The sequence below is a fragment of the Salinisphaera sp. SPP-AMP-43 genome, from assembly GCF_049568105.1.
Lineage (GTDB): Bacteria > Pseudomonadota > Gammaproteobacteria > Nevskiales > Salinisphaeraceae > Salinisphaera.
On sequence record NZ_CP145335.1, the window covers coordinates 406239 to 431607 of the forward strand.

The 25369-nt window shown below is 62.7% G+C and carries 24 protein-coding genes; 14 read left to right on the forward strand and 10 right to left on the reverse strand.

Features of this window, described 5'->3' with window-relative positions:
* Positions 1 to 40 precede the first annotated feature (40 nt).
* On the forward strand, positions 41 to 844 hold the full coding sequence (djlA, locus tag V5738_RS01705; protein ID WP_423822669.1) for a co-chaperone DjlA: 804 nt from the start codon (positions 41 to 43) through the stop codon (positions 842 to 844).
* On the opposite strand, the gene V5738_RS01710 is transcribed toward djlA, so the two are convergent.
* A complete protein-coding gene (locus V5738_RS01710; RefSeq protein WP_423822670.1) occupies positions 837 to 1739 on the reverse strand; it encodes a LysR substrate-binding domain-containing protein in 903 nt (300 codons plus the stop codon). The genes djlA and V5738_RS01710 overlap by 8 nt on opposite strands.
* A gap of 164 nt (positions 1740 to 1903) precedes the next feature.
* Here V5738_RS01710 and wrbA point away from each other — a divergent pair, with 164 nt between their 5' ends.
* Together wrbA and V5738_RS01720 are read left to right on the forward strand one after the other, a co-directional pair.
* On the forward strand, positions 1904 to 2506 hold the full coding sequence (gene wrbA / locus V5738_RS01715) for an NAD(P)H:quinone oxidoreductase (protein ID WP_423822671.1): 603 nt from the start codon (positions 1904 to 1906) through the stop codon (positions 2504 to 2506).
* A gap of 377 nt (positions 2507 to 2883) precedes the next feature.
* Positions 2884 to 3480, forward strand: a complete 597-nt coding sequence (locus V5738_RS01720) for a nitroreductase family protein (protein WP_423822672.1) — start codon at positions 2884 to 2886, stop codon at positions 3478 to 3480.
* Positions 3481 to 3572: 92 nt separating this feature from the next.
* Here the strand turns inward: V5738_RS01720 and V5738_RS01725 are convergent, their stop codons facing one another.
* Both V5738_RS01725 and V5738_RS01730 read right to left on the reverse strand, forming a co-directional pair.
* Entirely contained in the window at positions 3573 to 4058 is a 486-nt protein-coding gene (locus tag V5738_RS01725; protein WP_423822673.1) for an Hsp20/alpha crystallin family protein, read from the reverse strand.
* Positions 4059 to 4133: 75 nt separating this feature from the next.
* Positions 4134 to 5702 (reverse strand): BCCT family transporter, encoded by a 1569-nt coding sequence (locus tag V5738_RS01730; RefSeq protein WP_423822674.1) that lies wholly within the window; start codon positions 5700 to 5702, stop codon positions 4134 to 4136.
* Between the two features lie 300 nt (positions 5703 to 6002).
* On the opposite strand from V5738_RS01730, the gene V5738_RS01735 reads away from it, so the two are divergent.
* The 3 genes from V5738_RS01735 to V5738_RS01745 all read left to right on the forward strand — a co-directional run bounded on the left by V5738_RS01735 (position 6003) and on the right by V5738_RS01745 (position 9166).
* Positions 6003 to 8006 (forward strand): BCCT family transporter, encoded by a 2004-nt coding sequence (locus V5738_RS01735; protein ID WP_423822676.1) that lies wholly within the window; start codon positions 6003 to 6005, stop codon positions 8004 to 8006.
* Positions 8007 to 8125: 119 nt separating this feature from the next.
* Positions 8126 to 8770 carry a rhomboid family intramembrane serine protease gene (locus V5738_RS01740; RefSeq protein ID WP_423822677.1) on the forward strand — a complete coding sequence of 215 codons (645 nt, stop codon included), beginning with the start codon at positions 8126 to 8128 and terminating at the stop codon, positions 8768 to 8770.
* A gap of 18 nt (positions 8771 to 8788) precedes the next feature.
* A complete protein-coding gene (locus tag V5738_RS01745; protein ID WP_423822678.1) occupies positions 8789 to 9166 on the forward strand; it encodes a hypothetical protein in 378 nt (125 codons plus the stop codon).
* Between the two features lie 40 nt (positions 9167 to 9206).
* Here the strand turns inward: V5738_RS01745 and V5738_RS01750 are convergent, their stop codons facing one another.
* Positions 9207 to 9635, reverse strand: a complete 429-nt coding sequence (locus V5738_RS01750) for an organic hydroperoxide resistance protein (RefSeq protein ID WP_423822679.1) — start codon at positions 9633 to 9635, stop codon at positions 9207 to 9209.
* A 166-nt stretch (positions 9636 to 9801) separates the two neighbouring features.
* Here V5738_RS01750 and V5738_RS01755 point away from each other — a divergent pair, with 166 nt between their 5' ends.
* From V5738_RS01755 to V5738_RS01780, 6 genes are all read left to right on the forward strand, one after another.
* Entirely contained in the window at positions 9802 to 10308 is a 507-nt protein-coding gene (locus V5738_RS01755) for a CC0125/CC1285 family lipoprotein (protein WP_423822680.1), read from the forward strand.
* Positions 10309 to 11019: 711 nt separating this feature from the next.
* Complete coding sequence (gene acs, locus V5738_RS01760; RefSeq protein WP_423822681.1) at positions 11020 to 12975, forward strand: acetate--CoA ligase; 1956 nt, start codon at positions 11020 to 11022, stop codon at positions 12973 to 12975.
* A gap of 147 nt (positions 12976 to 13122) precedes the next feature.
* Positions 13123 to 14304 carry an acetyl-CoA C-acetyltransferase gene (locus V5738_RS01765; RefSeq protein ID WP_423822682.1) on the forward strand — a complete coding sequence of 394 codons (1182 nt, stop codon included), beginning with the start codon at positions 13123 to 13125 and terminating at the stop codon, positions 14302 to 14304.
* Positions 14305 to 14635: 331 nt separating this feature from the next.
* Positions 14636 to 16741, forward strand: coding sequence for an FUSC family protein (locus tag V5738_RS01770; protein WP_423822683.1), 2106 nt, complete (start codon positions 14636 to 14638; stop codon positions 16739 to 16741).
* On the forward strand, positions 16731 to 16934 hold the full coding sequence (locus tag V5738_RS01775) for a DUF1656 domain-containing protein (protein WP_423822685.1): 204 nt from the start codon (positions 16731 to 16733) through the stop codon (positions 16932 to 16934). The genes V5738_RS01770 and V5738_RS01775 overlap by 11 nt, the downstream gene beginning before the upstream one ends.
* A 53-nt stretch (positions 16935 to 16987) precedes the next feature.
* The gene (locus V5738_RS01780) at positions 16988 to 18007 is read left to right on the forward strand and encodes an efflux RND transporter periplasmic adaptor subunit (protein WP_423822686.1); all 1020 of its coding nucleotides are present in this window, start codon (positions 16988 to 16990) and stop codon (positions 18005 to 18007) included.
* A 3-nt stretch (positions 18008 to 18010) separates the two neighbouring features.
* On the opposite strand, the gene V5738_RS01785 is transcribed toward V5738_RS01780, so the two are convergent.
* Both V5738_RS01785 and greB read right to left on the reverse strand, forming a co-directional pair.
* Positions 18011 to 19279 carry an MFS transporter gene (locus tag V5738_RS01785; RefSeq protein WP_423822687.1) on the reverse strand — a complete coding sequence of 423 codons (1269 nt, stop codon included), beginning with the start codon at positions 19277 to 19279 and terminating at the stop codon, positions 18011 to 18013.
* A 219-nt stretch (positions 19280 to 19498) separates the two neighbouring features.
* Positions 19499 to 19987 carry a transcription elongation factor GreB gene (gene greB / locus V5738_RS01790; RefSeq protein WP_423822688.1) on the reverse strand — a complete coding sequence of 163 codons (489 nt, stop codon included), beginning with the start codon at positions 19985 to 19987 and terminating at the stop codon, positions 19499 to 19501.
* Positions 19988 to 20099: 112 nt separating this feature from the next.
* Here greB and V5738_RS01795 point away from each other — a divergent pair, with 112 nt between their 5' ends.
* On the forward strand, positions 20100 to 21539 hold the full coding sequence (locus V5738_RS01795; protein WP_423822689.1) for an amidase: 1440 nt from the start codon (positions 20100 to 20102) through the stop codon (positions 21537 to 21539).
* 441 nt (positions 21540 to 21980) lie between these two features.
* Here the strand turns inward: V5738_RS01795 and V5738_RS01800 are convergent, their stop codons facing one another.
* From V5738_RS01800 to V5738_RS01815, 4 genes are read right to left on the reverse strand one after another with little or no spacing between them, the layout of a single operon-like run.
* Entirely contained in the window at positions 21981 to 22865 is an 885-nt protein-coding gene (locus tag V5738_RS01800) for an SDR family oxidoreductase (protein ID WP_423822690.1), read from the reverse strand.
* 42 nt (positions 22866 to 22907) lie between these two features.
* Positions 22908 to 23717, reverse strand: a complete 810-nt coding sequence (locus V5738_RS01805; RefSeq protein WP_423822691.1) for an SDR family NAD(P)-dependent oxidoreductase — start codon at positions 23715 to 23717, stop codon at positions 22908 to 22910.
* 15 nt (positions 23718 to 23732) lie between these two features.
* Positions 23733 to 24206, reverse strand: coding sequence for a TspO/MBR family protein (locus V5738_RS01810; protein ID WP_423822693.1), 474 nt, complete (start codon positions 24204 to 24206; stop codon positions 23733 to 23735).
* Positions 24203 to 24616 carry a sirohydrochlorin chelatase gene (locus V5738_RS01815; protein ID WP_423822695.1) on the reverse strand — a complete coding sequence of 138 codons (414 nt, stop codon included), beginning with the start codon at positions 24614 to 24616 and terminating at the stop codon, positions 24203 to 24205. The genes V5738_RS01810 and V5738_RS01815 overlap by 4 nt, the downstream gene beginning before the upstream one ends.
* 137 nt (positions 24617 to 24753) lie before the next feature.
* Between V5738_RS01815 and sufT the strand changes: the two genes are divergently transcribed.
* Complete coding sequence (gene sufT, locus V5738_RS01820) at positions 24754 to 25305, forward strand: putative Fe-S cluster assembly protein SufT (protein ID WP_423822696.1); 552 nt, start codon at positions 24754 to 24756, stop codon at positions 25303 to 25305.
* The last annotated feature ends 64 nt before the right edge of the window (positions 25306 to 25369 follow it).

A 25369-nucleotide genomic window follows, 5' to 3' on the forward strand; every position in this document is an offset into this window, starting at 1 on the left:
ATATTCGCCGTAAGCGGTGCACGACGGTAGAATCGCCGCCATGTTGATTGCGATTATTGCCGGCGTACTGGTCGGTTACTCGTTCATGGGCTTTGCCGGTGCGCTACTGGGCGGCGTGGTCGGTTATTGGATCGCCCAGCTGCTGTTCATGGGCGTCCGCCGCGGCAGTTTGGGCAAGATCCGAGAACAGTTCCTGGATTCTACGTTCGCGGTGATGGGCGCGCTGTGTAAGGCCGATGGCCAGGTCACGCGTGACGAGATCCGCGTGGCCGAGCAGCTTTTCGACCGCCTGCGTCTGTCGGATATCCAGAAGGATAATGCGCGCCGCTCGTTCAATCGCGGCAAGCAGGGCGATTTCGACCTAGATGCCGAGGTGGCCCAGTTCGCGCAGGTCGCCCGCGGCCAGCGAGCGCTGCACCAGATGTTTCTGCAGGTGCAGATCGCAGCGATCGCAGCCGATGGCAAGGTCAGCTCGGCCGAACATGAAGCGCTGATGCGAGTGGCCCGCGGGCTGGGGCTGTCCGAAGCCGAGATCCGCCAGTTGGAAGCGATGCTGGGCGCCGGCGGGGCGGCCGGCGGACAGACCAGCGGCGACGGCATGGGCTCGAAGGCCGGGGTTTCCCGGGAAGAACAACTCGAGCAGGCCTATGACGTGCTCGGCGTATCGTCCGAGGCCAGTGATGCCGAGGTTAAGAAAGCCTATCGCCGACAGATGAGCCAGAATCATCCCGACAAGCTGGCGGCCAAAGGGATGCCGGAGAGCATGCGCGAGATGGCTGAGCAAAAGACCCGCGAGATCGGGGCGGCCTACGAGCGGATTTCGGAGGCTCGCGGCCTCAGTTGACCGCGGGGTGGGCCGGATCGCTTAAATAGTCGATGAACCACTGCAGGGCCCGGCCGCGTTCGCCGCGTCGCCAGAGTAGATAGGTTTGGACGCGCTCGCGTTCGACTGCCAAGGCAGGAGCGATCAGCCGGCCGGCATCCAGATCTGCAGCGACCCAGCCGCGTGGACAGTAGCCGACGCCTAGGCCGCGCAGCAGAGCGTGCCGCTTGCTGTGCATGTTGGAGACCGTGAGTTTGGGCTGACCATCCAGAAGCCCGACGCTCGAGCGCGGCGAAAAACGCTGCGCGCTGTCGGCCACGATGATCGCGCGCCACGCACGTAGATCGTCTTCTGTCAGGGCTCGATCGGTCGCGGCCAGGGGATGATCCGGGGCACAACAGAACACGAACTCCACGCCGGCCCAGGCGGCTCGGTGCATCCCGGCCGAAGCCGGTGGGTCGGCTACGCCGATCGCCAGGTCCACCCGTTCATCGAACAGCGCTTCCCAAGTGCCGGTGAGAACTTCTTCGCTGAGTCTCAAGTTGATGGCCGGATGCGCAGCGTCGAAGGCTGCGACCATCGGGGCTAATGCGGCCGGCGCCACTAGGCCATCGATCGCGACCCGCAGCTCGGGTTCCCAGTGGTCGGCCTTGCGCCGGGCGGCCGCGGCCAGTTCATGGGTAGCCAACAGAATACGCCGGCCTTCATCGAGCAGCAGTTGTCCGGCCGGCGTCAGTACCGCGCGATGGCCACTGCGATCGAAGACGCGAATGCCGAGATCGGTTTCAAGCTGATTGATGGTATAGGAGATCGCCGACGGCACGCGATAGAGCGAAGCGGCAGCCGCTGCGAAGCTGCCGTGTCGGTCGATCGCATCGAGCGCTTCCAGGGCCTCAAGTCGCACGCCATCGCTCATATCAGCCGGCCTGTCTGAAGTCATTCAAATTATTCGAACAACTATGCCAGATCCGCTCGCTATGCGTACTGCGCGTAGCCGGCTACTGTCGGTGCGTATCGGTATTGTTAAATGCCGTCTGTTGGAATCGGTAACGGCCGCTAGGACGGCCATCGGAGATCGTGATGAAAAAGATTCTGGTGCTCTATTATTCGATGTATGGCCATATCGAAACCCTGGCTCGGGCCGTGGTCGAAGGTGCCGAGTCGGTCGACGGCGTGGAAGTGACCCTCAAGCACGTGCCGGAAACCATGAGCGCCGAGGCGCTGACCAATATCGGTGCCAAACAAGATCTGACCGGCAGCGAAGCCACGCCGGCCGAACTCGCCGATTACGATGCGATCATCTTCGGCACGCCCACCCGCTTTGGCAATATGGCGGGTCAGATGCGGACCTACCTGGATCAAACCGGTGGCCTGTGGGCCAATGGCAAGTTAGTCAACAAGCTGGCCAGCGTATTCACTTCGAGCGCGACCGGTGCTGGCAACGAGACGACCATCACCTCGTTCTGGAACACGCTTGCCCATCACGGCATGTTGATCGTGCCGGTCGATTACGCCGGCGCCCAGGCACTGTTCGATATCTCCGAGCTGCGTGGCGGCTCGCCCTATGGCGCGGCCACCTATGCTGGCGGCGACGGTTCCCGCCAGCCGTCCGACAAGGAGCTGTCGATTGCGCGTTACCAGGGGGAAAAGGTGGCCCGTTTGGCCACCCAGTTCAGTGGCTAGCCCGGCTGCAGCTGCCCTCGTCTCCTACCGGGCAGGCCACTCTGGGCGTTTGTAGTGGAGCATCGGCGGCCGGCTTGAACAGCCGGGCGCTGTTCGAGGCATGGGCGGTCGGCGAATTGGTTTTCTGTGCGCGGGCGCCGGATCGCGACTGGGCACGTATCGTTCGGGCTCGGCCGCCAACCGGCGTGGCTTGGATCACTCTGTAACAGGCCGAAGGCGCATGTCATAGATGCGCAGGTACCACCACGGCGCCGAGCTGGGGCCAGGCCGCTAGGCATCGGCGCCGCGGCAAGGCGCTGGCTATGCCAATATGAGACGACCGACGGCCGGCGCGGTGCGCCGGCTTTTTTGTTTGCAAGTCAACGGAGTTCTACGCCATGCACAAGATCGCCGACGTCGACCACCCGATCCAGAATCTCCTGGCCGTGCGCTGGAGCCCTTATGTGTTCAGCGAAGCGCCGGTGCCGGTCGCAGATCTGCGTTGTTTGTTCGAGGCGGCGCGCTGGGCGCCGTCGAGCTATAACGAGCAGCCTTGGCGGTTCGTGCTCGGCATCCGTGGCCGCGGCGATGTGCACCAGCGGATTCTGGGCTGTCTGGCCGAACCGAATCAGAAGTGGGCCCAGCGCGCACCGGTACTGGTGCTAGGCACCGTAGTTCGGGAGTTCGTGGCCAGTGGTAATGCGAACAAGGCGGCCGAGCACGATCTGGGATTGGCGGTCGGCAATCTGCTGAGTGAAGCCACGGCCCGTGGGCTGGCGGTACATCAGATGATCGGTCTGGATCCGGAAGCCGCACGCAGTGAATTCTCGATCCCGATGAACGCCGAGGCGCTGACGGCACTCGCGATCGGCTATGCCGACAAGAGCGGGATGGGCGATTCCAATCTGCTGGCGCGCGACAGCAAACCGCGCGAGCGGCGCCCAATTTCGGATTTCGTTTTCGGCGATCGGTTCGGCGAAGGCGCCGGGCTCTAACGCCGAAGCCCGTATTACCAGTACCGGCTGGCCATGCCCCCAGAAGACCGTCGAGTTGTCGACGGTCTTTGCTAGGGCTATTTGCGATGTCCTCAGGTGTCGTCGTTCTCGTCGACGATCTCGATACTCTGGGGCTTGGTCGCAGCGCCACCAGCGACCCGCAGTTCAAGCAGACCGTTGCGCACCGAGGCCGTAATATCCGATTGGTCGACCCCATCGGGCAGGATCATCGAACGACGGAAGGCACCATAGACCCGCTCGCGGGTGTAGTAGAGCACTTCGTCGTCGTTGAGTTCGCTGTGGCGTTCCCCTGAAATGGTCAGCACGTTGCTGGCTACAGTCACCGAGACATCCTCGCGGCGTACCCCGGCCAGTTCGCAGCGGACGTAAAGATCGTTGTGGATTGCGTAGATATCGGCCGGTGGGACATAGGCCGCGGCATGCGAGCGGCCGCCGCCGCTGCCGGAGTGGCCACGGGTCATCCATTCTTCCTGGGCCCGGTTCATCTCGCTCATCACATCGAGAAAGCCCCGGAACGGGTTGTGCTTGGACTTGGGAACCTTGGGATTGTCGGCCATGGAAGCCTCCAAAGAGTTGTGCAAAGCCCGGCCCCAGGGTTCGGGGCCGGGTCGATCGATGACAGTCGATTGGAATTAGGCGTCGCGGCGGCGCGGACTGCTGCTCATACGCCCCGGTAACGATTCTTCATTCATGGCCTTGTATAGGGCAAAGCACATGATGACGAGCACCAGGCAGAACGGCAGTCCGGAGGTCACCGCTGCCGTTTGCAGCGCCGATAGCGGATCGCCGCCGCCGAGCGTGCCGGCAACCAGCAACACGGCCGCGACCGCACCTTCCATGATTGCCCAGAACAGGCGTTGCTGCCAGATCGGGTTCGGGTCGCCGCCGTTGGTCAGGATATCGACCACCAAAGAGCCCGAGTCCGAAGAGGTGGCAAAGAACAGCGTCACCACGACGATGGCCAGGGCCGACGCAATGCTGGCGATGATCCACGGTACCGGCAGCTGATCCATCAGTACGAAGATCGCGTTGGCCGAATTGGCATCGAGCAGGGCCTGGGCGTTGCCGCCCATGACATAGTCGAGCGCTGTGCGGCCGAAGATCACGAACCAAACCATCGAAGCGCCGGTCGGGATCAACAGTGTGCCCAGAATGAACTGGCGCACCGTGTAGCCGTAGGAGATACGGGCAATGAACATGCCGACGAACGGCGACCAGGAAATCCACCAGCCCCAGTAGAAAAGGGTCCAGGTCTGTTGAAAGCTCTCGCCCTTGTCGTCGGTGAAGATGTTCAGGCTGGTATGGATCAGATGCTGGAAGTAATAGCCGGTATCGGTAGCCAGATAGCTGAGGATATAAAGTGTCGGCCCGACCAGAAAGACGAATATCGCCAGGCCGATAGCCAGCCACATATTGATGACCGACAGGCGCCGGATGCCGGCGTCTACGCCGAGCATGACGCTGGTGATCGCGACGATTTCGACTGCCAGGATCACCAGCAGCTGGGTCGTCAGCCCGTCTGCAAAACCGAAGAGTTGGCCGAGGCCGGCCGAGATTTGGCTGGCGCCCAGCCCGATCGAGGTGGCCAGGCCGAACAGGGTGCCGAATACCGCCAGAATGTCGATCAAGTGTCCGATCGGGCCGTAAATGCGATCGCCGATGAACGGGTAGAACGCCGAAGCCGGCTTCAGTGGCAGGTCGCGACGATAGGCGAAATAGCCCAGGGCCAAGCCGAGCACGATATAGATCGCCCACGGGTGCAGCCCCCAATGGAAAAAGGTGTAGTTCATCGCCGATTCGGCGGCTGCTGGAGTCTGGGCGGTGACTTCCGGCGGATTCTTGAAATGCAGCAGGGGCTCGGAGACGCCGTAGTAGACCAGGCCAATGCCCATGCCAGCGGTGAACATCATCGATACCCATGACCAAGGATCGAACTCCGGCTTCGAGTCGTCAGCTCCGAGGCGCAGATTACCGAAGCGGCTAACGGCGATGAACAGCACGAACACGAGAAAGATCGTGGTGCTGATGATATAGAACCAGCCGAAATAGGTGACGATGAAACTTTGGATCGCACTGGCGACGCTGGAAAATCCCTGTGGAAAGATGCTGGCCAGTGCCACCATCAGAATGAGCAACCCGCCCGATATGAGGAATACCGGGGGGTTAGTATGGGTTTTCAAGTAAGTCTTAATCTGGGACATGAAGGTTATGCTCCCGTTTTGATTCGTCTGCCGTTAACCGCTCCGGCTTGTACTGGTCTGGCCCGTCGGTCGGGTCGGCCCCGGCGCGCGGTTTCGGTCCTTCGGGCGCAAATCGAGCGCGTCGGCTGTAGCGCGCGACCCGATTTTCGCGCTGCAATGACCGGGCCAGATCCTCCCCTGACGCGCCGTATGGCGGCGCAGGCCCGGTAATGAGACTACGACAAGCGAGCGTTCCCGGCTAGCCAGCGAGGTTCGACAGGCGTGTTATAACGGCCGCCACAACATCATTGTGTACGCGGAATGAGCGAAACCGAGACGCAGCCAACTGAAGCCGGGATCAACCCGCCTGTATTCTTTCCATCCGTCATTGTGGTCGCCCTGCTGGTGGTGTTCGCGGCCGGGTGGCCGGACCTCGCCAACCAGTTCTTCAGCGCCGTACAGTCCTGGCTGATCGGCACTTTTGGCTGGCTGTACTTGGCGGCCGTCGGGGTGTATCTGGTGTTCTGCGTGGTCCTGGCCGTGTCGCGGTACGGCTCGTTCAAGCTCGGTCCGGATCATAGCGAGCCTGACTTCTCGTACCTGTCTTGGTTCGCCATGCTGTTTTCGGCCGGCATGGGCATCGGCTTAATGTTCTATGGCGTCGCCGAACCGGTGATGCACTACGGCAATCCCCCGCAAGGGGAAGCCAATACCGCAGTCGCTGCGAAAGAGGCGATGCGGATCACCTTCTTCCACTGGGGGGTGCATGCCTGGGCGATCTATGCCGTGGTCGGGCTGGCGCTGGCGTACTTCGGCTTTCGCCGGGACCTGCCGCTACGCATCAGTTCGGCGTTGTACCCGTTCATCGGCAAGCGTATATCCGGGCCGATCGGCAACACGGTCGATGTTCTGGCGGTGTTCGGCACTTTGTTCGGCGTAGCCACCTCGCTGGGGCTGGGCGCACAGCAGGTCGCCTCAGGGCTGAGCTTTTTGTTCGATGTGCCGAACTCGATGTTCACCCAGATCGTGCTGATCTGCATCATCACCGGCCTCGCCACCACCTCAGTGGTCTTCGGTCTGGATGCCGGCATCCGCCGGGTCTCCGAGTTCAATCTGTGGCTCGCGGCTGCGCTGCTGCTGTTCGTGATCGTGCTCGGCCCGACACTCTATATCTTCCAGTCGTTCACGCAGAACGTCGGCAACTATATTTCGTCGCTGGCCGACATGACGTTTAACTCCTACGTCTATACCGGGGGCGAAGATACCCAGAGCTTCATGAGCAGCTGGACGCTGTTCTATTGGTCCTGGTGGATTTCCTGGTCGCCGTTCGTCGGCATGTTTGTCGCGCGGGTCTCGCGTGGTCGTACGATCCGCGAGTTCGTCTGCGGTGTGCTGCTGGTACCGGTCGGTGCGACCTTCTTGTGGATGAGCGCTTTCGGCGACAGCGCGTTGCATATGATTATGGTCCAGGGCGCGACCGATCTGATCGGGGCGGTTGATGACAACGTCTCGACTGCGCTGTTCCATTTCCTTGAATACTTCCCGCTGACCTGGGTCACTTCGATCTTGGGCACCATTCTGGTCGTGACCTTCTTCGTGACTTCGTCGGACTCTGGGTCGATGGTCATCGATATCCTGACCGCCAAGGATGGTGAGGAAGCGCCGGTCTGGCAGCGTATTTTCTGGGCCGTGTCCGAGGGCTTGGTCGCGATCGTGCTGTTGTTGGCCGGTGGTATCGGTGCGCTACAGGCCGCGGCGCTGGCCTCGGCGCTGCCGTTCACGATCATCATTCTGATCATGGCGCTCGGTCTGTATAAATCGCTGTCGGTCGAGGCGATCAAGCAGGATTCGATGCGACATATGATGAATACACCGTCCAACGTGGCCTCGGGCGGCGGCGGCAACTGGCAGCGTCGGCTGGAAACACTGGTGTCCTCGCCGCAGCGCAGCCAGGTCGAGTCGTTCCTACAGGACACGGTCAAGCCGGCGATGGACGATGTGGCGGCCAAGTTCGGCGAGACCGATATCGATGCCAACGTCAATATCGAGGACGATCGTTGCTACATCGACGTCGACCACGGCGCCGAAATCGACTTCGTCTACGGCGTGCGTGCCCGGCGCTTCGCGGCGCCGTCGTTCGCGATCGGTGGCCTGCGTGAACGCAAGAGCAACAAACGCGAGCGCGGCCATTTCCGTGCTGAAGTGTATCTGCGCGAAGGTGGCCAGCAGTACAACGTGGTGGGCTATACCAAGACCCAGCTGATTGGGGATATCCTCGACCAGTACGAAAAGCATCTGCACTTTTTGCACTTGATGCGCGACTAGCCACACTTCGGGCCGAAGGCCAAACCCGGCGTCTGTTGCAGACGCCGGGTTTTTTTATCGCCGGCGAACCCCGCTCGATCAGTTATCCTGAGTACTTTGTGCCCTCAGCTGGCTGATCAATGCGCTCGAATCCGTTCGCTCTGTCTTCCGTACCGCCGATGATCAAGTGGCTGTTGATCGCCAACGGTATCGGGTTCCTGCTGCGGATTTACGATCCGCAGCTCATGATTCTGCATTTCGCGCTCTGGCCGCTGGGGAACTATCCGGTCGGCGGCACTGGTACCAGTGTCGGTTTCGCTCCCTGGCAGCTGGCGTCCTATGCGTTTCTGCATGCCAATTTCTTCCATCTGTTCTTCAATATGTTCGGCCTGTGGATGTTCGGCCGGGTATTGGAGCAGGTTTGGGGGCAGGCTCGATTCTTATTGTTTTATACGGTCTGCGTGATCGGGGCCGGTATTACCCAGCTGATTGTGGTGTCGTTCGTCGATAGTGGCCCCATCACGCCGACCGTCGGTGCCTCGGGCGGCGTTTTCGGTATCCTGTTGGCTTTTGGCATGATGTTTCCGAATGTTCGGGTCATGTTGTTGATCCCGCCGATCCCCATGCCGGCCAAATATTTCGTGTTGGGCTATGGCGCCTTGGAACTGTTTTTCGGAGTCACCGGTACCGATGCCGGCGTGGCTCATTTCGCACACCTGGGCGGCATGGCCTTCGGCTTCATCCTGCTGATGTACTGGCGTAGCCAGGGTCGGCTGCGCAACTAAGAACAGCGAGCAGCGGCGATGAATACTGTTCTCCTACATCGAATCTTCGGCTTTATTCTGGCCACCGTCGGCACGATGATCGGCCTGACCGGCTTCATGTTCTGGTTCGATCCGCCGGATCTACCGCTCAGAACGGCGGTCCTGGCCGCGATGATGATTTTCGGCGTGGTGGTACTGGCCGGCGGGATTGGAGTCATGCGGCGCTCGGCAGCGGCGCGACGGGCGATGATCGTTGCGGCCGGCCTGGTTCTGGCGGTAATCGTGATCGGCGTGGTGCGGGCGGCGCTGGCGGCCAACTTGGGCGAGGTGGTCATTTTATTGACCGCGGTCATGCCGGCAGTGCTGGTCACGGCCGTACTCTATGAGTTGGGACGCCCCGAGCGCGAAGAGCCTTGATCGGCCGCCCGGCGAACGATCGCCGGGCGGCAAGACGCGCTCAGACGTTCACGTTGAGGGTGACGTCGATATTGCCGCGGGTTGCATTGGAATAGGGGCAGACCTGATGAGCTTGATCGACCAGGTCTTCGGCAGTGGATTGATCCATGCCCGGCAGCGAGACGTTGAGCGTCACCGTGATGCCGAACGCCTCGCCAGACGGACCGATGCCGACTTGGCCAACGACCTTGTGATCGTCCGGTAACTGGATGTTCTGCTTCGAGGCCACCACTTTCAGGGCGCCGATGAAACAGGCCGAATAACCGGCCGCGAACAGCTGCTCGGGGTTGGTGCCGTCGCCGCCGGCGCCGCCCAGGGCTTTCGGGGTCGCAAGCTGTAGATCGAGCTGGCCATCGTCGCTATAGGCCCGCCCATCGCGGCCGCCGGTCGCAGTGGCCTGGGCTTCATAAAGAACTTTGTCGACGCTCATAGCAATACCGATTGATATCGAAAATGGGGGTTGAGAGTTGCACGCTTTTTGGTTGTGGGCAACTTAAATAGACTAGGATTGAACCGCAGCGCGCCGACGTGGTCTCAGGTTACAGTGAACGTAGATCCCATCGTCCCGGTGCATCCGATCTTCGGTGGAAAACGATATGAATACCATGACTAAGCGTTTACTTGGATCCGCGTTGATCTGCCTGATGCTCGTTGGCTGTGCCTCGGGGCCGGTGTATCGACCGGCGGCCAAGCCAGGCGATTTCGGGTACCGCGATACCCAATTGACTTCCCAGCATTTCCGGGTGAGTTTTGCCGGCGACGACAATACGGCCCGTGAAACCGTCGAAAATTTCGCGCTGTATCGGGCTGCGGACGTGGCATTGTCGCATGGCGCCGATCGTTTCCAGCTCACCTCGCAACAGACTTCGCCGGTCACCGAAACCACCGATTTCGGGCCGACGGCCAGCGTAGGCTATGGCTGGGGCTATCCGTACTGGGGTACCGGTATCGGCTATAGCAGCAACATCGTCAGCGATACGCGCTACGAAACAGTACTGCAGATCCTGATCGGCCCCGAAGTGCCGGAGCAGGGTCCGAACGTCTACAACGCCATTCAGATCAAGAAGAATCTGTCGGCTGACGTTGCAGCCGCACAGCGTTGAACCACAGAAACAGGATGGTCCTTCGAAAGTGATGGGTTAGGGCGGGTCGTCGCATGACGCCCGCCCATGGTGTCAGGCAAGGCGCAGGCCGCCGAGCGTAGCGGGCCCACGTTCAAAGCCGGCAACGGCCGCATGGCGCGAGGTGTGGTTGGTCGCCTCGTGGCTACTGATCGGCTGTCGCGTTGCCCGAGCCTCGCATCACCGTTCTACGCCAAGGCGTAGGGCGCAAGCGGCCGCGTTTCAGACGTCGGCCGTCGCGTATGGCCAGTCGTAGACGCCGGGCCAAACGGGCGTCTTGCCCAGCCCACTGGCGCATTGATGTGTCGTGGCGTTGCGAGCCCGTGGGCAGGCCACGATGCGCGCCCGCTCTCAGCAGACCATGCCGGCTTGAAGCCAGCGCAGCGCTGGTACCACGGATGCCTCGATAAGCCTGGCCCGAAGCGTCGGCTGGGTGAGTGGTATTTTGGGATGCTGTCGATTCTCGGGTCGGCGGGTCTCGGCGTCCCGAAGTGGCCGATTGGTGTTCACGGGCCGGCTCGGCCGTGTCGCTAAGCGCTACGAGCGCCCGACGGCGCGGATGTCCCGCTGGCCTCTGATCGGCTGAGACCCCTGAAGCGATAAGCTTTTGTGCATACGTCTATCGTCGGATGCATGACCCTCGGGCTATTACGTATGCTGGCTGAAAGTTTACGGGCAGGCAGTCACATAACCATGTCAGAGAACAAAATCGAATCGGTTCTTCGCGAAGATCGGGTTTTTGAACCGCCGCGTTCGTTCGTAGAGCAGGCCACCTTCAAGCCAGACGATATCCAGGCGTTGTACGATGCGGCGAATAGCGACCATGAAGGCTTTTGGGCCGATCAGGCGCAAAAGCACATCGATTGGCACAAGCCGTTCACACAGACGTTGGATTCGACCGATGCGCCGTTTTTCAAATGGTTCACCGACGGCCAGCTCAATGTGTCGTACAACTGCCTCGACCGTCATCTGGACACGCGCGGTGATCAGACTGCGATCATCTTCGAGGCCGACGACGGCGAAGTCGAGCACATCAGCTATCGGGAGCTGCACGCCCGGGTCTGTCGTTTCGCCAACGCCCTGAAAGCCAACGGTCTGGGCAAGGGCGATCGGGCCGTCATCTATTTGCCGAACGTGCCGCAGGCGACGATCGCGATGTTGGCTTGTGCCCGTATCGGCGCGATCCATTCGGTAGTTTTCGGCGGTTTCTCGGCGCCTTCGCTGCGCGATCGCATCGACGATGCCGAAGCCAAGATGCTGATCACCGCCGACGGCAATTATCGCGGCGGCAAGCTGATCCCGCTCAAGGATGTGGCCGACAAGGCCTTGAGCCAGGGCTGTGAGTCGATCGACAAAGTGATCGTGCTCAAGCGTTCGGGCACCGATGTGAGCATGCAGTCCGGCCGCGATCTGTGGTGGCACGATGCCATCGATGGCCAGGCCGAGACCTGCGAGCCGGAATGGGTGGATGCCGAGCACCCGCTGTTCATTCTTTATACCTCTGGCTCGACTGGTAAGCCCAAGGGCATCCAGCATTCGTCAGGCGGTTATCTGCTCGGCGCGATCGTGACCTGTCGCTGGGTCTTCGATCTGCGCGACGATGATGTGTTTTGGTGCACGGCCGATGTCGGCTGGATCACCGGCCATACCTATATCACCTATGGTCCGACCGCCTGTGGTGCAACCCAGGTCATGTTCGAGGGCGTGCCGACCTATCCCGAGCCGGATCGGTTTTGGAAAATGGTCGATACCCATCAGGTCACGATCTTCTATACGGCACCGACCGCAATTCGAGCCTTGATGAAGCATGGCGACGAATATCCACAGCGGCATGCCCTGGATTCGCTGCGCATCCTCGGTACGGTCGGCGAGCCGATCAACCCCGAGGCTTGGATGTGGTATCGACAGGTGATCGGTCATGAACGCTGCCCGATCGTCGATACCTGGTGGCAGACCGAGACCGGCGGCCACATGATTACGCCGCTACCCTCGTATTCCAAGACCAAACCGGGCTCCGTGACCCACCCATTGCCGGGGATTTCGGCCGAGATTCTCGACGAATCCGGCAAGCCGGTGACCGAAGCCGGTTCCGGTGGCGTGTTGGTCGTCACGAAACCCTGGCCGTACATGCTGCGAACGATCTGGAACGACCCAGAGCGTTACAAAGAGACCTATTTCGGCATGTATGATGCGCATACTTACGTAGCCGGCGACTCTGCCCAGCGCGACGAACAAGGCAACTTCCGCATCCTGGGCCGCATCGACGATGTCGTGAATATTTCCGGGCACCGGCTCGGCACGATGGAAGTCGAGTCTGCGCTCGTGGCCCATACCTCGGTGGCTGAGGCGGCGGTGGTGTCGCGCCCGCACGATGTTAAAGGCGAAGCGATCGTGGCCTTCGTCATTCTCAAGACTGGGGATGGTAACGACGAGTTGGCATCAGATTTGCGTAATTGGGTGGCGGAACAATTGGGTGCGATCGCCAAGCCTGAGGAGATCCGGTTTGCTGACGGTCTGCCCAAGACCCGTTCGGGCAAAATCATGCGCCGATTGCTGCGTACGGTTGCTCGGGGCGATGAAGTGACGCAGGACGTATCGACGCTTGAGAATCCGCAGATTCTCGAACAACTGCAGGCCCGCGGCTCCTAGCCGAAACGCGGGATACGATTAGGGGGTGGCCGGCCCGGCCGTGGCGCTTATGTGCCCGCCGGTGCCGGCCTTTTTTTTGTTAGCCTTATGGTGCAGTGCAACGTAAAGATCCGGTGATCGTTCCCGGATCGGTTCAAGGAAACCGTCATGCCCCAGGATGTGGTGATCGCCGCCGCGCAACGCACCGCCATAGGTCGTTTATCCGGTACTCTAGCCGGGCTGTCCGCGGCCCGCCTTGGTGCCCACCTGATTCGGTCGACCTTGGCCGAACACGAGATCGCGCCTGATGCGGTCGACGAAGTCATTCTCGGACAAGTATTGACCGCCGGTGCCGGACAGAATCCAGCCCGCCAGGCGGCGATTTATGCCGGACTGCCGGAGAGCGTGCCCGCGCGGACCACGAATCGTGTCTGCGGCAGTGGTCTGACGGCAGTCATCGAAGCGGCCCGGATGATTGCGCTAGGCGACGCCGAGCTGGTGGTTGCCGGTGGCCAGGAGTCGATGAGCCAGGCGCCGCATCTGTTGCCCGGGTCACGTACCGGTCATCGTCTCGGCGATTGGACGTTGGTCGACAGCATGATCCGGGATGGTCTGTGGGATGCCTTCAACGGCTATCACATGGGCCAAACCGCCGAGAATGTGGCTCAGAAATACCGTATTTCGCGAGCCGAGCAGGATGAGTTCGCGGCGCAGTCCCAGCAGCGGGCAGAGGAAGCTTTAAAACATGGCCGCTTCGAAGATGAGATTACGGCCATCGATGTGCCCCAGAAAGCCGGGGAGGCCATCGCCTTCGCCCGCGATGAAATGCCGCGTCCGGGGATGAGCGCGGACAAACTGGGCCAGCTCGATCCGGCCTTTGCCCGCGATGGCAGTGTAACGGCCGGTAATGCGTCGGGCCTGAACGATGGTGCTGCGGTGGTAGTGGTCACCACGGCCGAGCGCTGTGCCGCATTGGGGCTCGAGCCAATGGCACGTATCAGTGGCCATGCTACGGTCGGCGCCGATCCGGCGCTCATGGGTATTGCCCCGGTCGCGGCCACTCAGAAGTGTCTCGGCAAGATCGGCTGGCAGGTCGGGGATTTGGATCTGGTTGAGGCCAACGAGGCCTTCGCAGCACAATCAATCGCCGTGAACCGACAGCTCGAATGGCCGAGCGATCGGGTGAACGTCAATGGCGGCGCGATCGCGCTCGGGCACCCGATTGGTGCATCGGGCTGCCGGATTCTGGTCACGTTGCTCCACGAAATGCGTCGCCAACAGGCCCGGCGTGGTCTGGCGACCCTGTGCATCGGCGGTGGCCAGGGTGTGGCTTTGGCCGTGAGCCGCTAAGCGTCTGGACCGGCTTTTGTGTCGGCTTATAAGCAGCTGTTTTAAAATGAAAAATAAAAATATATCGCGATTTTTTAGAGCGGCTCGGCTGAGTTGGCATCAACATTGCTAAATAGGCATTGCATCGACGATTTTGCGCCGTGTTGTTCTCCTCCAATGCGCCCGCGCTGTTCTTCCCAATTATCGTCGGTGCAATCGCGGCTTCCGGCCGGCGCCTTCGCGTCGGCCGGTATTTTTTTGCCTGTTCATTCGAGCGTTCGCGGGTATCGCATAGCCGTTGATTGAGCGTTTGGGGTGGCCCCATTGCATTGTGCAAAGGATAATGGCCCCCATGTCGCGCCTTGCCTGGCTATTCGCCCCCAGTGGAGAGAACATCTCCTTTGCCATACGCTGCTGTGTCTCGGTGGCGTTATCGCTATGGCTGGCATTCTGGCTGCAGCTCGATAATGCCTACTGGGCATTCATCAATGTCGCGATCCTGATTCAGCCGTTGCCCGGCTTTTTGGTGGTGCGTGGGTTCGCGCGTCTGGCCGGCACCTTCGTTGCCGGCTGTGTCTCGGTACTGCTGATCGCGCTGTTTGCCCAGAGCTATACGATGTTTTCGGTGGCCATGATCGCCTGGGTCGCGGCGATGGTGTTCTGTGCGAGTCTGTTCCGGAACAACATGTCCTACGGTTTCGTGCTGGCCGGCTATGTCACGGTCATTATCGGCGTGCGCTCGATGGACGACCCGAGCACGGTATTCTCGGTGGCCGTGGCCCGCTCGGCTGAAACTGCGCTGGCCGCCGTGGTCGCGGCCTTCGTGAGTGTATTACTCGCCCCTAGCGTCACTGCCAAGAAATATTTCTTGGCGCGGATTGATGCGCTCAAATCGATCGGACGCCAGTTTCGGGTACTGGATCGGGCGCCCGATGAGCATGAAGGCGACGACAATCCCGATACGCCGCATCCCCAGCTGCATGCGCTGGTCGAGAAAACACTGACCCTTGAGCAGACCCGGCAATACGCGCGCTTCGATGCGCCCGGTTTTTCCGAATATAACCGTCTGGCTCGCCGGTTGGACTATGAGTTGCTGTCGATCGTGAGTGCGATGGCTTCGTTGCAGGTGTATCTCGGCAAGCTCGGCGATAGAGTCAACCGGGCGCCGTTGAAGGCGTTGGACCGGGCCGCCGAGTTGCTGGAGCGGGATCCAAGCAATACCGGTGAGATTACCAAGGCCTTCGGCGAGGCCTACGATGACGTATTGGCCGAGGCTCGGCGCGGCGATGAGCAGACCCGGCGCCAACGCTCGGTGGTCGACTGGGTGGTTATCAGTCGTGCGCTGGACCTGGCCAATCGCATGCGCGCCGCGGTGATCAAGCACAGCATGTTGCTCGCCGAACGCGGTACCGGCAGGCGGCGCACCTCGAGTGGCAACGAATTTTCTTTCGCGGTGCCGGTTGCCGAGTCGGTTAAGATCACGATCCGGGCGGCTGCCGCTATGGGTTCTGGGGCGGCGATCTGGGCCACGCACGACGATCCGGCGCTGGCCGGTACTATGGTCCTGCTATCGGTTTTGACCACGTTGTTCGCGCTGACCGACAACCCGTCGAAAGGCGCGCGTGGCTTTGGTATCGGTGGGCTGTGTGCTGGTGCGGCCGCGTTCGTGGTCAATTTCGGCATTCTGCCGCATGCCAACAGTTTCGCCATGCTGATGCTGGGGATCCTGCCGTTCGTGTTCGTGGCCGGTCTGGCCATGGCCACGCCGAGTATGGCGCTGATCGGACGAGTGGGGCTGGTGATCTTCGCGCTGCTGGTGCATCCGGATAACGATTCCCGCCAGACACTGACCAGTTTCCTGGAAACATTCCTCGGCGCCGAACTCGCCGTCGGGCTGGCATTGGTGGCGTTCGCGATCGTGCTGCCGGTCGATCCCCGGAAAGTGCTGCGTGACCGACTGGCGGGCATCTTCGGTGAATTGTCGAGAGGTTTTGCCGAGCCGCGGGAGCATTTCGAAACCCGCATCTACGATCGTCTGATCAAGCTGCCGGTAGCGGCCGATCAGGGCGAATTCCATGTGTCGGCGCGCCAGGCGGCGTTCGCGGCCGTGAATATGGGTCTGGAAGCCCGTTCGCTGCGAGTGCTGGCCGACCGTGCCGGCTTCGACGGCGCGACCCGGACCGAAATCCATGATCTGCTGGTCCGGCTCGAGTCGTTGTTCAAGCGCGGCTATCCATCGATCGAGCAGGTGCTCGAAACCCAGGTCGAAGCCAATCGGCTAGGGCGCAAGCTGCTGGAGCAGGCGCTCGGCTTCGAACCCCAGCAGCGCATGCGCTACGGCGTGCGCGCAGCGGTGGCGGCAGAACTGCTCGCCGCGGCGCTGGTCGATTACGGGCAGGCACGCGAGCATACCGATCCGCACCAGATGCAGTTGGGAGAGGCCAACCATGTCACCTGAAATGATCGCCATCGGCGGTATTTATCTGCCGATCTTTCTGGCGTTTCTGGCAGGCGCGGCCGTGATCTACTTCATGCTGCGCTGGGTGCTGCTGCGTCTGCGTGCCTATCGCCTGTTCTGGCACCCGGCCCTGGCCGGGGCAGCGGTCTTTGTGATCGTGCTGTCGCTGTTGCTGCTCTGGCTCGGCCCATGAATAGGGCTCGTCGATGCGCCGCCTATCCTTTCGCGAGAATCTGAAAAAGACTGATGCCCAACTCTAAAAATGTTCTCAAGACCACGTCCCGGGTATTCGCCACGTTAGTGGTCGTGGCGATCGCTGCAGTCCTGGGTTGGTTCGCATGGCAGCACTATGTCTATGCCCCCTGGACCCGGGACGCGCGTGTCCAGGCCGATGTAGTCAATATCGCCCCCGAGGTGTCCGGCACCGTGACCAACGTGGCGGTCGCTGACGACAGCTACGTCCATAAGGGCGATCTGCTATTCAAAATCCAGCCGATCCGCTTCAAGCATGCGGTGGCTGAGGCTGAGGCCTCGCTGGCCCAGGCCCGGGCTCGGGAAGACTATGCCCAGCGCAATGCCCGACGGCTGGAGCGGTTGCCGCCGGGCGGGGTGTCGACCCAGAACCTGCAACAGGCCCAGTCCGACGCCGAATCGGCCAGTGCTTCGGTGGCCCAGTCCAAGGCCCAGCTTGCCCAGGCCCGCCAGAATCTCGAATGGGCCACCGTGCGCTCACCGGTCAATGGCTATGTGACCCATCTGCTGCTCGATCAGGGCGATTACGCGACCGAGGGCACCTCAGCCATGACCCTGGTCGACGTCGAGACATTCCGAGTGACGGCTTATTTCGAAGAGACCAAGCTGGCCCGGATCGCGGTAGGGGATCCGGCCGATATCACCCTCATGGCTGGCGATACCCATCTCAAAGGCCATGTGGCGAGCATCGGACGCGGTATCGCCGTCGACAACAACGCCCCCGGCGAGCGCAACTTGCCGCAGGTCAACCCGACCTTCCAGTGGGTCCGCCTGGCCCAGCGCGTGCCGGTGACCATTACTTTCGACCGGGCGCCCAAGAAGCTGCCGCTGGCAGTAGGCCTGACCGCGACCGTACATGTGCATCCGGAAGACGCGGACGACGACCAAGCCGGCCCGGCCACGGACAACGGCCGGCTGCGTTGGGCGCCAGCCGATACCGGGGATTTGGATCCGCGGCATGGCTCTGAGGGCGCAGGGCAGCCGGCCGTGGGCGCCGACCCGAAGACTCGCTAGAGACTAGTCCGAAGTCTCGGCGGGCGGCGTCTGCCGGCCGACGTCGTTGAGCCGATCGACCCGACGCAGCGCCGGAAACATCCACATCCAGGCGCCGACCACGGCTAGAGTGCCGAGCCCGCCGAGCACGACCGCGGGCACGGTGCCAACCAGCGCCGCAGTCGTCCCGGATTCGAACTCGCCGAGTTCGTTGGAGGCGCCAATGAACAGCATGTTCACGGCATTGACCCGGCCGCGCATGGCATCTGGCGTAGCCAGCTGAATCAGCGTCGAACGTACGAATACGCTGATCATATCGGCCGCGCCCATGATCGCGAGTGCCGCGAACGACAGCACGAAACTGCTCGAGACGCCGAACACGATCGTGCCCAGTCCGAATATGGCCACGGCCGCGAACATGATCGGCCCGGCGTGGCGATTCAGCGATGCTCGCCCTAGATAAAGCCCCATCAGAAAAGCGCCGATCGCCACGGCACTGCGCAGGGCGCCCAGTCCGGCCGGCCCAGTGTGCAGAATCTCGTGGGCATAAACCGGCAGCAGCGCAGTGGCGCCGCCGAGCAGCACGGCGAACAGATCCAGCGAGATCGCGCCGAGGATGATCGGTCGGGTCCGGATATAGACGATACCGGCCGTAAACCGTTCGAACGCGTTGTGGTGGCGGGTATCGGCCCGGGCTGGCAGCGGCCGGTGGATACGAGCGGCCGCCACAGCAGCGATCGTGGCCAGCAGGGCGCACAGCCCATAGGCCGCCGCCGGGCCCGCCAGATAAACGGCGCCGCCCAACGCTGGCCCGCCGATCACGGCGACCTGGAATACCGACGAACTCAGCGCGATCGCCTTGGGCAGCCGCTCCTCGCCGACGATCTGGGGCAACAAGGAAGAAAAACTCGGCCCGGCGAAAGCCCGGGCGATGCCGAACAGCACCAGTACGCCATAGAAGCCGACCGGTGACTGAGTTCCCGATAATGTCAGGGCCAGAAACAGCAGTCCGGCCAGGGCGACCAATAGACAGCTGCCGATGACCAGCAGCCGGCGCGAGACCCGGTCGGCGATATCGCCAGCCGGTAGCACCAGGGCTGCCATCGGTAGGAACTGGGCCAGGCCCACCCAGCCGAGCGTGAGCGGGTCGTGGGTCATGGCATACAGCTGCCAGCCCACCACGACCGACTGAATCTGGTTGACGGTGGCCGCGGCGAACCGACAGATCAGCAGTTTGATAAAAGCGCCGTCGCGCAGGGGGCTATCGGGTTCGGGGGTCAAAAAGCCGCGCATAGGGCGCGGATTGTTGCATAGTCCAGGCGCCCTTGCTCCAGGCAAGGCTGGCCCCGGTTGCCGTCGTCTCGATGCGTCTCGACAGGCCCGAAACCGGCAGCGCCAAGCTTATGATCGGATAAGGCAGGGCGGACCACGGCCTTGCCGGCCAAGGATCGCAAGATCGGACACCACGCCGGCGGGCGGCCGGGCGTGTTCTGATCGGCCTTGGGCGGGGGGTCAGTCGGCGCCCGGGGCAGCGTAGTGGATCGCCTCGATCTCCAGCTCGCGGTGCGAGTCCGGCAGGGTGACGTCGACCACGTCGCCGGCGCGCTTGCCCAGTAGCGCGCGAGCGACCGGCGAATGCAGGCTGATCGCACCGCTGGCCGCGTTCGTCTCGTCGGCGCCGACGATGCGATAGCGATGCCTTGAGTCGTCGGCATCCACGACATCCACCCAGGCGCCGAAAAACACTTGGTCCGGATTGTCGGTCCGCGGGGCGACCGCGGTCAGCTCATCGATGCGCCGGCCGAGATAGCGAACCCGGCGATCGATCTCTCGCAGTTCTTTCTTGCGATAGATGTACTCAGCGTTTTCCGAGCGATCGCCCTCGGCGGCCGCGTCAGCCAGCGCACGCACCACATGCGGGCGCTTGGTCCGCCATAGATAATCGAGCTCGTCGGCCAGCGCCTGCCAGCCTTCGCGGGTGATGTAGTCGCGTTGGGCCATGGTTGGATGCCAGTGAACGACCGGCAAGGATAAACGACTGTCGGCCATCGGTCAGCGGGGTGCAGAAGCCGCTATTGTCCGGCAGGGTAGGCGCGGGCATTGGAGAACGGACATGAGCGACGAACACTGGATCGAGGCCGAGGCCACGACGCTATCGGCTGCACTGGCTGCCGGACAGGTCAGTGCCGAAACCGTGATGGGCTGTTTTATCGACCGCATCGATGCGGTCAACGACCGGGTCAACGCGATCGTGTCGCGCCGTGCGAGCGACGCACTGCTGGCCGAGGCCGCGGCCCGCGATCGCGCCTGGGCGGCCGGCGAGCCCAGGCGCGGCTGGCTGGATGGGCTGCCCATGGCGATCAAGGATCTGTCGGCCACTGCCGGGCTGACCACGACCCTGGGCTCACCGCTGTTCGCCGAGCACGTGCCGAGCGCCGACAACCTGATGGCTGCGCGGCTGCGCGCCGCCGGGGCGTTGTTCATCGGCAAGACCAACACGCCGGAGTTCGGGCTGGGCTCACAGACCTACAACCGGGTATTCGGTGCTACCGGTTCGGCCTATGATCCGGCGCTGACCGCCGGCGGCTCTTCGGGCGGCGCGGCGGCCGCGCTCGCGGCCGGTATGCTGCCGGTCGCCGATGGCAGCGACATGATGGGCTCGCTGCGCAATCCGGCGGCCTATAACAACGTATTCGGCCTGCGTCCGTCGCCGGGTCGGGTGCCGGCATGGCCGGTGCCGGACGTGTTTTCCCCAAGCCTGGGTACAGAAGGGCCGATGGCTCGGTCGGCAGCCGACCTGGCCGCGCTACTGGCCACCCAGGCCGGCCCCGATGCGCGAGCGCCGCAATCGATTCGTGATGATCCCACCGAGCTGGCGGCGCCGTTGTCCGGCGCGATCGAGGGCCAGCGGATCGCCTGGCTGGGCGACTGGCAAGGCTATTATCCGCTGGAGCCCGGCGTGCTCGACGTCTGCGAACAGGGGCTGTCGGCATTGACAGCGGCCGGCTGCCAGGTCGAGCGGGTGACGCCGCGCTTCGATCCGGCCCGGCTATGGCAGGCCTGGTGCGTGCTACGCCAGATTACCGTGGCCGGCAAGCTGGAAGCGCTCTACCAGGACCCTGACAAGCAGGCCGCGCTCAAGCCCGAGGCGATTTGGGAGATCGAGGCCGGGCTCGGCCATTCCGCCATCGCCGGCCACCATGCCCAGGTCACGCGCAGTGCCTGGTTCGCCGAACTCGGACGATTGTTCGAACGCTACGACGCGATCGCGCTGCCCAGTGCCCAGGTATTTGCCTTCGACCGGGGCGTGCACTGGCCGCAGCAGATCGCAGGCCGGGCGATGGACAGCTATCACCGCTGGATGGAGGTCGTGGTCCCGGGGTCGTTGTCGGCCGGGCCGACGCTGGCCGTGCCGGCCGGCTTCGACGAGCGTGGCCGGGCCATGGGCATCCAGCTCATGGGACCGCCGCGTGGCGAGCGGGGTCTGCTGGAAATCGCAGCCGGTTATGAGCGCTATGCTGCGACCACGATCGCGCGCCGGCCAGCGTTGTAACGCGGTTCGGGCCGATTGTGTGTCGTACGTGCCCCGGGCACAGGCCCGCCATACCGGCCGCAGCTCGAGAGTGCAGCAGACAAAACGGGTCGCGGCGGCGAACGCGACCGGCCGTAGCGGCTGACTATAGAGGCGTTTTAGGCAAGCCGCGTCGGCGCCAAGCCAATCGTTGGCGGATCAAGTCCAAGCCGCTGCGTCGTAGCCGTGCGCCGGCGCGTGCACGGCGGCCGGCCGCCCAGGCAGCTGTCTTGCGCCAGCTCAGGCTTGTTCAAGCCAGCGGTCGCCGCCTCACCGCGAGCGAGATCTCGCCCTGTCGCCTGACCGCGCGTGCTGTAGATATGCGCGCTGCCGGCAGACCGCCACCTCGAGCGGCGAAGCGTCGAGGCTTCGCCAAGCTGCATAGCCCCAGCGCGCTCGCGTACGCGGCCACGCGCGGCGTGCTCAGTCGGCCTTGCCCATCGAGCCGGGCGGCGGCGGCAGCTCGTCGGGCACGAAGAAGTCGGGCCAGAGCTCTCGCGACGGGTCGATGGCGTAGACCGAAAAATCGGTTACCCCGGCTTCGGCCAGTACCCGGTCATCCATGCAGAACTGGCCGGTGAACTCACGGGCGTTGCGGGTGAGCATGGCATGCGCGGCATCGGCCACGATCTCGGGGGTACGGCAGTGGGCCCGTAGATCGGCGCCGCCGATCAGATCGATCGCCGCTGTGGCGATGCCGGTGCGCGGCCAGAGTGCGTTGACCGCGATCCCGTCGTCGCGAAATTCCTCGGCCATGCCCAGCACGCACAGGCTCATATTGTATTTCGCCATCGAGTAGGCCACATGGGGCGCGAACCATTTCGGCTGTAGGTCCAGCGGCGGCGACAACATCAGCACATGCGGGTTGTCGGCTTTTTTCAGGTGCGGAATACAGGCCTGGCTGACCAGGAAGGTGCCGCGGCCGTTGATCTGGTGCATCAGATCGTAGCGTTTGGCCGAAGTGTGCTCGGTATCGGTCAGCGATATGGCACTGGCGTTGTTCACGCAGATATCGATCCCGCCGAAGCGATCCACGGTAGCGGCCACCGCCGAGGCGATCGCCTCTGGCTCGCGGATATCGCAGACCAGGGGCAGGGCAGTACCGCCCGCGGCTTCGATTTCCTCGGCGGCGGTATGGATCGTGCCCGGCAGTTTGGGATGGGGCTGGTCGGTCTTGGCTGCGATCGCTACGTTGGCGCCGTCGGCGGCCGCGCGTTTGGCGATCGCCAAGCCGATCCCGCGCGATGCGCCGGTGATGAACAGCGTCTTGCCGGCCAGGCTCGCCTGGGCAGGGCTGGGATCAGACATTTTAAAACTCCTCGTTTTTCTGGGTTCTAACGATTGTTTTGGCTATTTTTTGGGCAGCGCGAAACGCATCATGCGTTCGGCCAGCCAGGGCGGCAGTCCGGCAGGCGCCATACGCCCGGCGCGCATCAGCCAGCGATAGGATAGCCCCGGCACCACCTGCGACGAGCGCCCCAGCCCGCGCAAGCCAGCCCGGGCGACTTCGTCGGCCGATAGGATCGTGCCGGCGCGTAGCGGCCAGGGCCAGCGCTCGGGATCGAACTGCACTTTGGCAAAGAACTCGCTCTGGGTCAGGCCAGGGCATAGCGAGACCACATCCACGCCGTAGCGGGCCAGTTCTTCGTGCAACGCTTCGCCGAGAAAGCGGTTCCAGGCCTTGGTCGCTGCATAGTGGGCGAATTCTGGGGCCGGCAGAATGCCGGCGATCGACGACAGCATGATGATGCCGCCGCGGCGTTCAGCACGCATCTTGCGGCCGAAGTGGTGGGCGAGCTTGAGCGGGGCCCGACAGTTCAGGTCCAGCGTGGTGAGTTCGTCGTCCAGTTCGTGGTCCAGAAAGGCACCGGTCTGGCCGGCGCCGGCATTATTGACCAGCAGACCGATATGGCGTCGCCCGACCGCCTCGACGACTTGATCGACCCCGTCCTCGGCTGCCAGATCGGCAGCGATGACCAGCGTGCGGACCTTTGAAGCCGCCTGGATATCGGCCGCGATCGTCTCTAGACGCTCGCGGCGCCTAGCCACAAGGGCAACATGGAGACCGCGTTCGGCGATCTGGCGAGCCAAGCACTCGCCGATGCCGGCCGAGGCGCCGGTAATCAGAGCCCAGGGGCCGTATTGTTTGTCGAAACGCATGACGAGACTGCCATATCAGTTGAGCCAGACCAGCCCGGCATTGAGATAGACCGCATAGCTCACCCAGGCGAGATAGGGAGCGAATAAGAGCCCGGCCAGTCGATCGGCCCGCCAGAACGCGACCAGCGTGGCGGTGACCGCCAACCAGAGAATGATGATCACCCACAATGCCCAGCCCAGGGCTTGGGCACCGAAGGCAACCGGCATCCATAGCGCATTCAAGGCGAGTTGGAGTACGAACAAGCCCAGTTCGTGGCCGATGCCGCATACCCGCCAGACCCGCCAGGCAGCGACCGCCATAGCGATATAAAGCAGCGTCCAAGCGATCGGAAACGCTGCGTCCGGCGGCGTGCCGCCAGGCTGGTTGAGCGTGGCATACCAGTCGCCGGGCGGCGCCAATGCGCCAGTCAACGACACCAGGGCAACCAGAATGCCGCAGACAGCTGCTGCCAGAGTCGGCCGGAAATGCGGATTCGGCGCGCCCGTCATCGATCGTGCCTGGCGGCGGCCGATTCGAGCTCGGCCGGAGCGTCGGCGGGCCCGGCCATCGCCAGCAACAGCTCGGGCATGGCACCGGAGGTGCCCAGATAGGGCGCGATCTCGATGCGCACATCGGGGTGTTGGCTGCGCGTGCCGGCAACCTCTTCAGGGATGTCTTCGGCAACATGGCGGCCGGCCGCCAGAAAATAGGGAAGTACTACGATATGCTCGGCGCCACGGCCGATCAGCTGTTCTAGGCCTTCAGGGATGGTCGGCGGCGCCAGTTCCAGAAATGCACACTCGATTTCGGCGAAGCGGCCGGCTGCGTGTGCCCGCACCCGCTCGGTCAGCGCCCGAACCTCGTCGTTCGATTCGGCTCGACGGCTGCCGTGGGCCACGACCAGCAATGATGTTTTCATAAATTAACCCGTGCCTTCGATCGCAACTCGAAACCGGCCCGTTGCGGCTTGTATTTGATGCTATCAGACGCATCATTGTTGCAGTTGATAGAATGGCGGCCCAATCGAGATAGGCTGCCGATAAGGCGAGGTTCGCTATGTCCATGCCTCAGAACGAACCCGTGACGTTCACGCGCGACTGCGAGGCCGTGCTTATCCCTGCGGGCGATACGGTCGAGATTCCGGTCGGAACCCACGGCAATATTACCCAGGCGCTGGGTGGCTCGTTCACGGTCTATATTGCAGGCAACCTGATTCGGATTGCCGGCGACAACGCCGATGCTATCGGCCAAGAGCCGCCGGAGCCGCTGAGTTTGCCCGATAACGCCACGGCCGACGATGTCGAGGCGCTGGCCTGGGAGCAGATGAAGACCGTGTTCGACCCGGAGATTCCGATCAATCTGGTTGATCTCGGGCTGGTATATCGCTGTGAATTCGATCACACCGATCCAGACAATCGCGTGGTGAACATCGACATGACGCTGACCGCCCCTGGCTGCGGCATGGGCGATATCCTGCTCGACGACGTGCGTTCGAAGGTCAGTATGGTGCCGACTGTGACCCGGGTGAATGTCGAGCTGGTGTTCGATCCGCCGTGGAGCATGGAAATGATGAGCGACGCGGCCAAGCTTCAGGTCGGCATGCTGTGATACGCCGGGCCGGCATCTAAGGCCGGCCGGCGTATTGGACGTGGCGGCCATGCCGCTGATATGC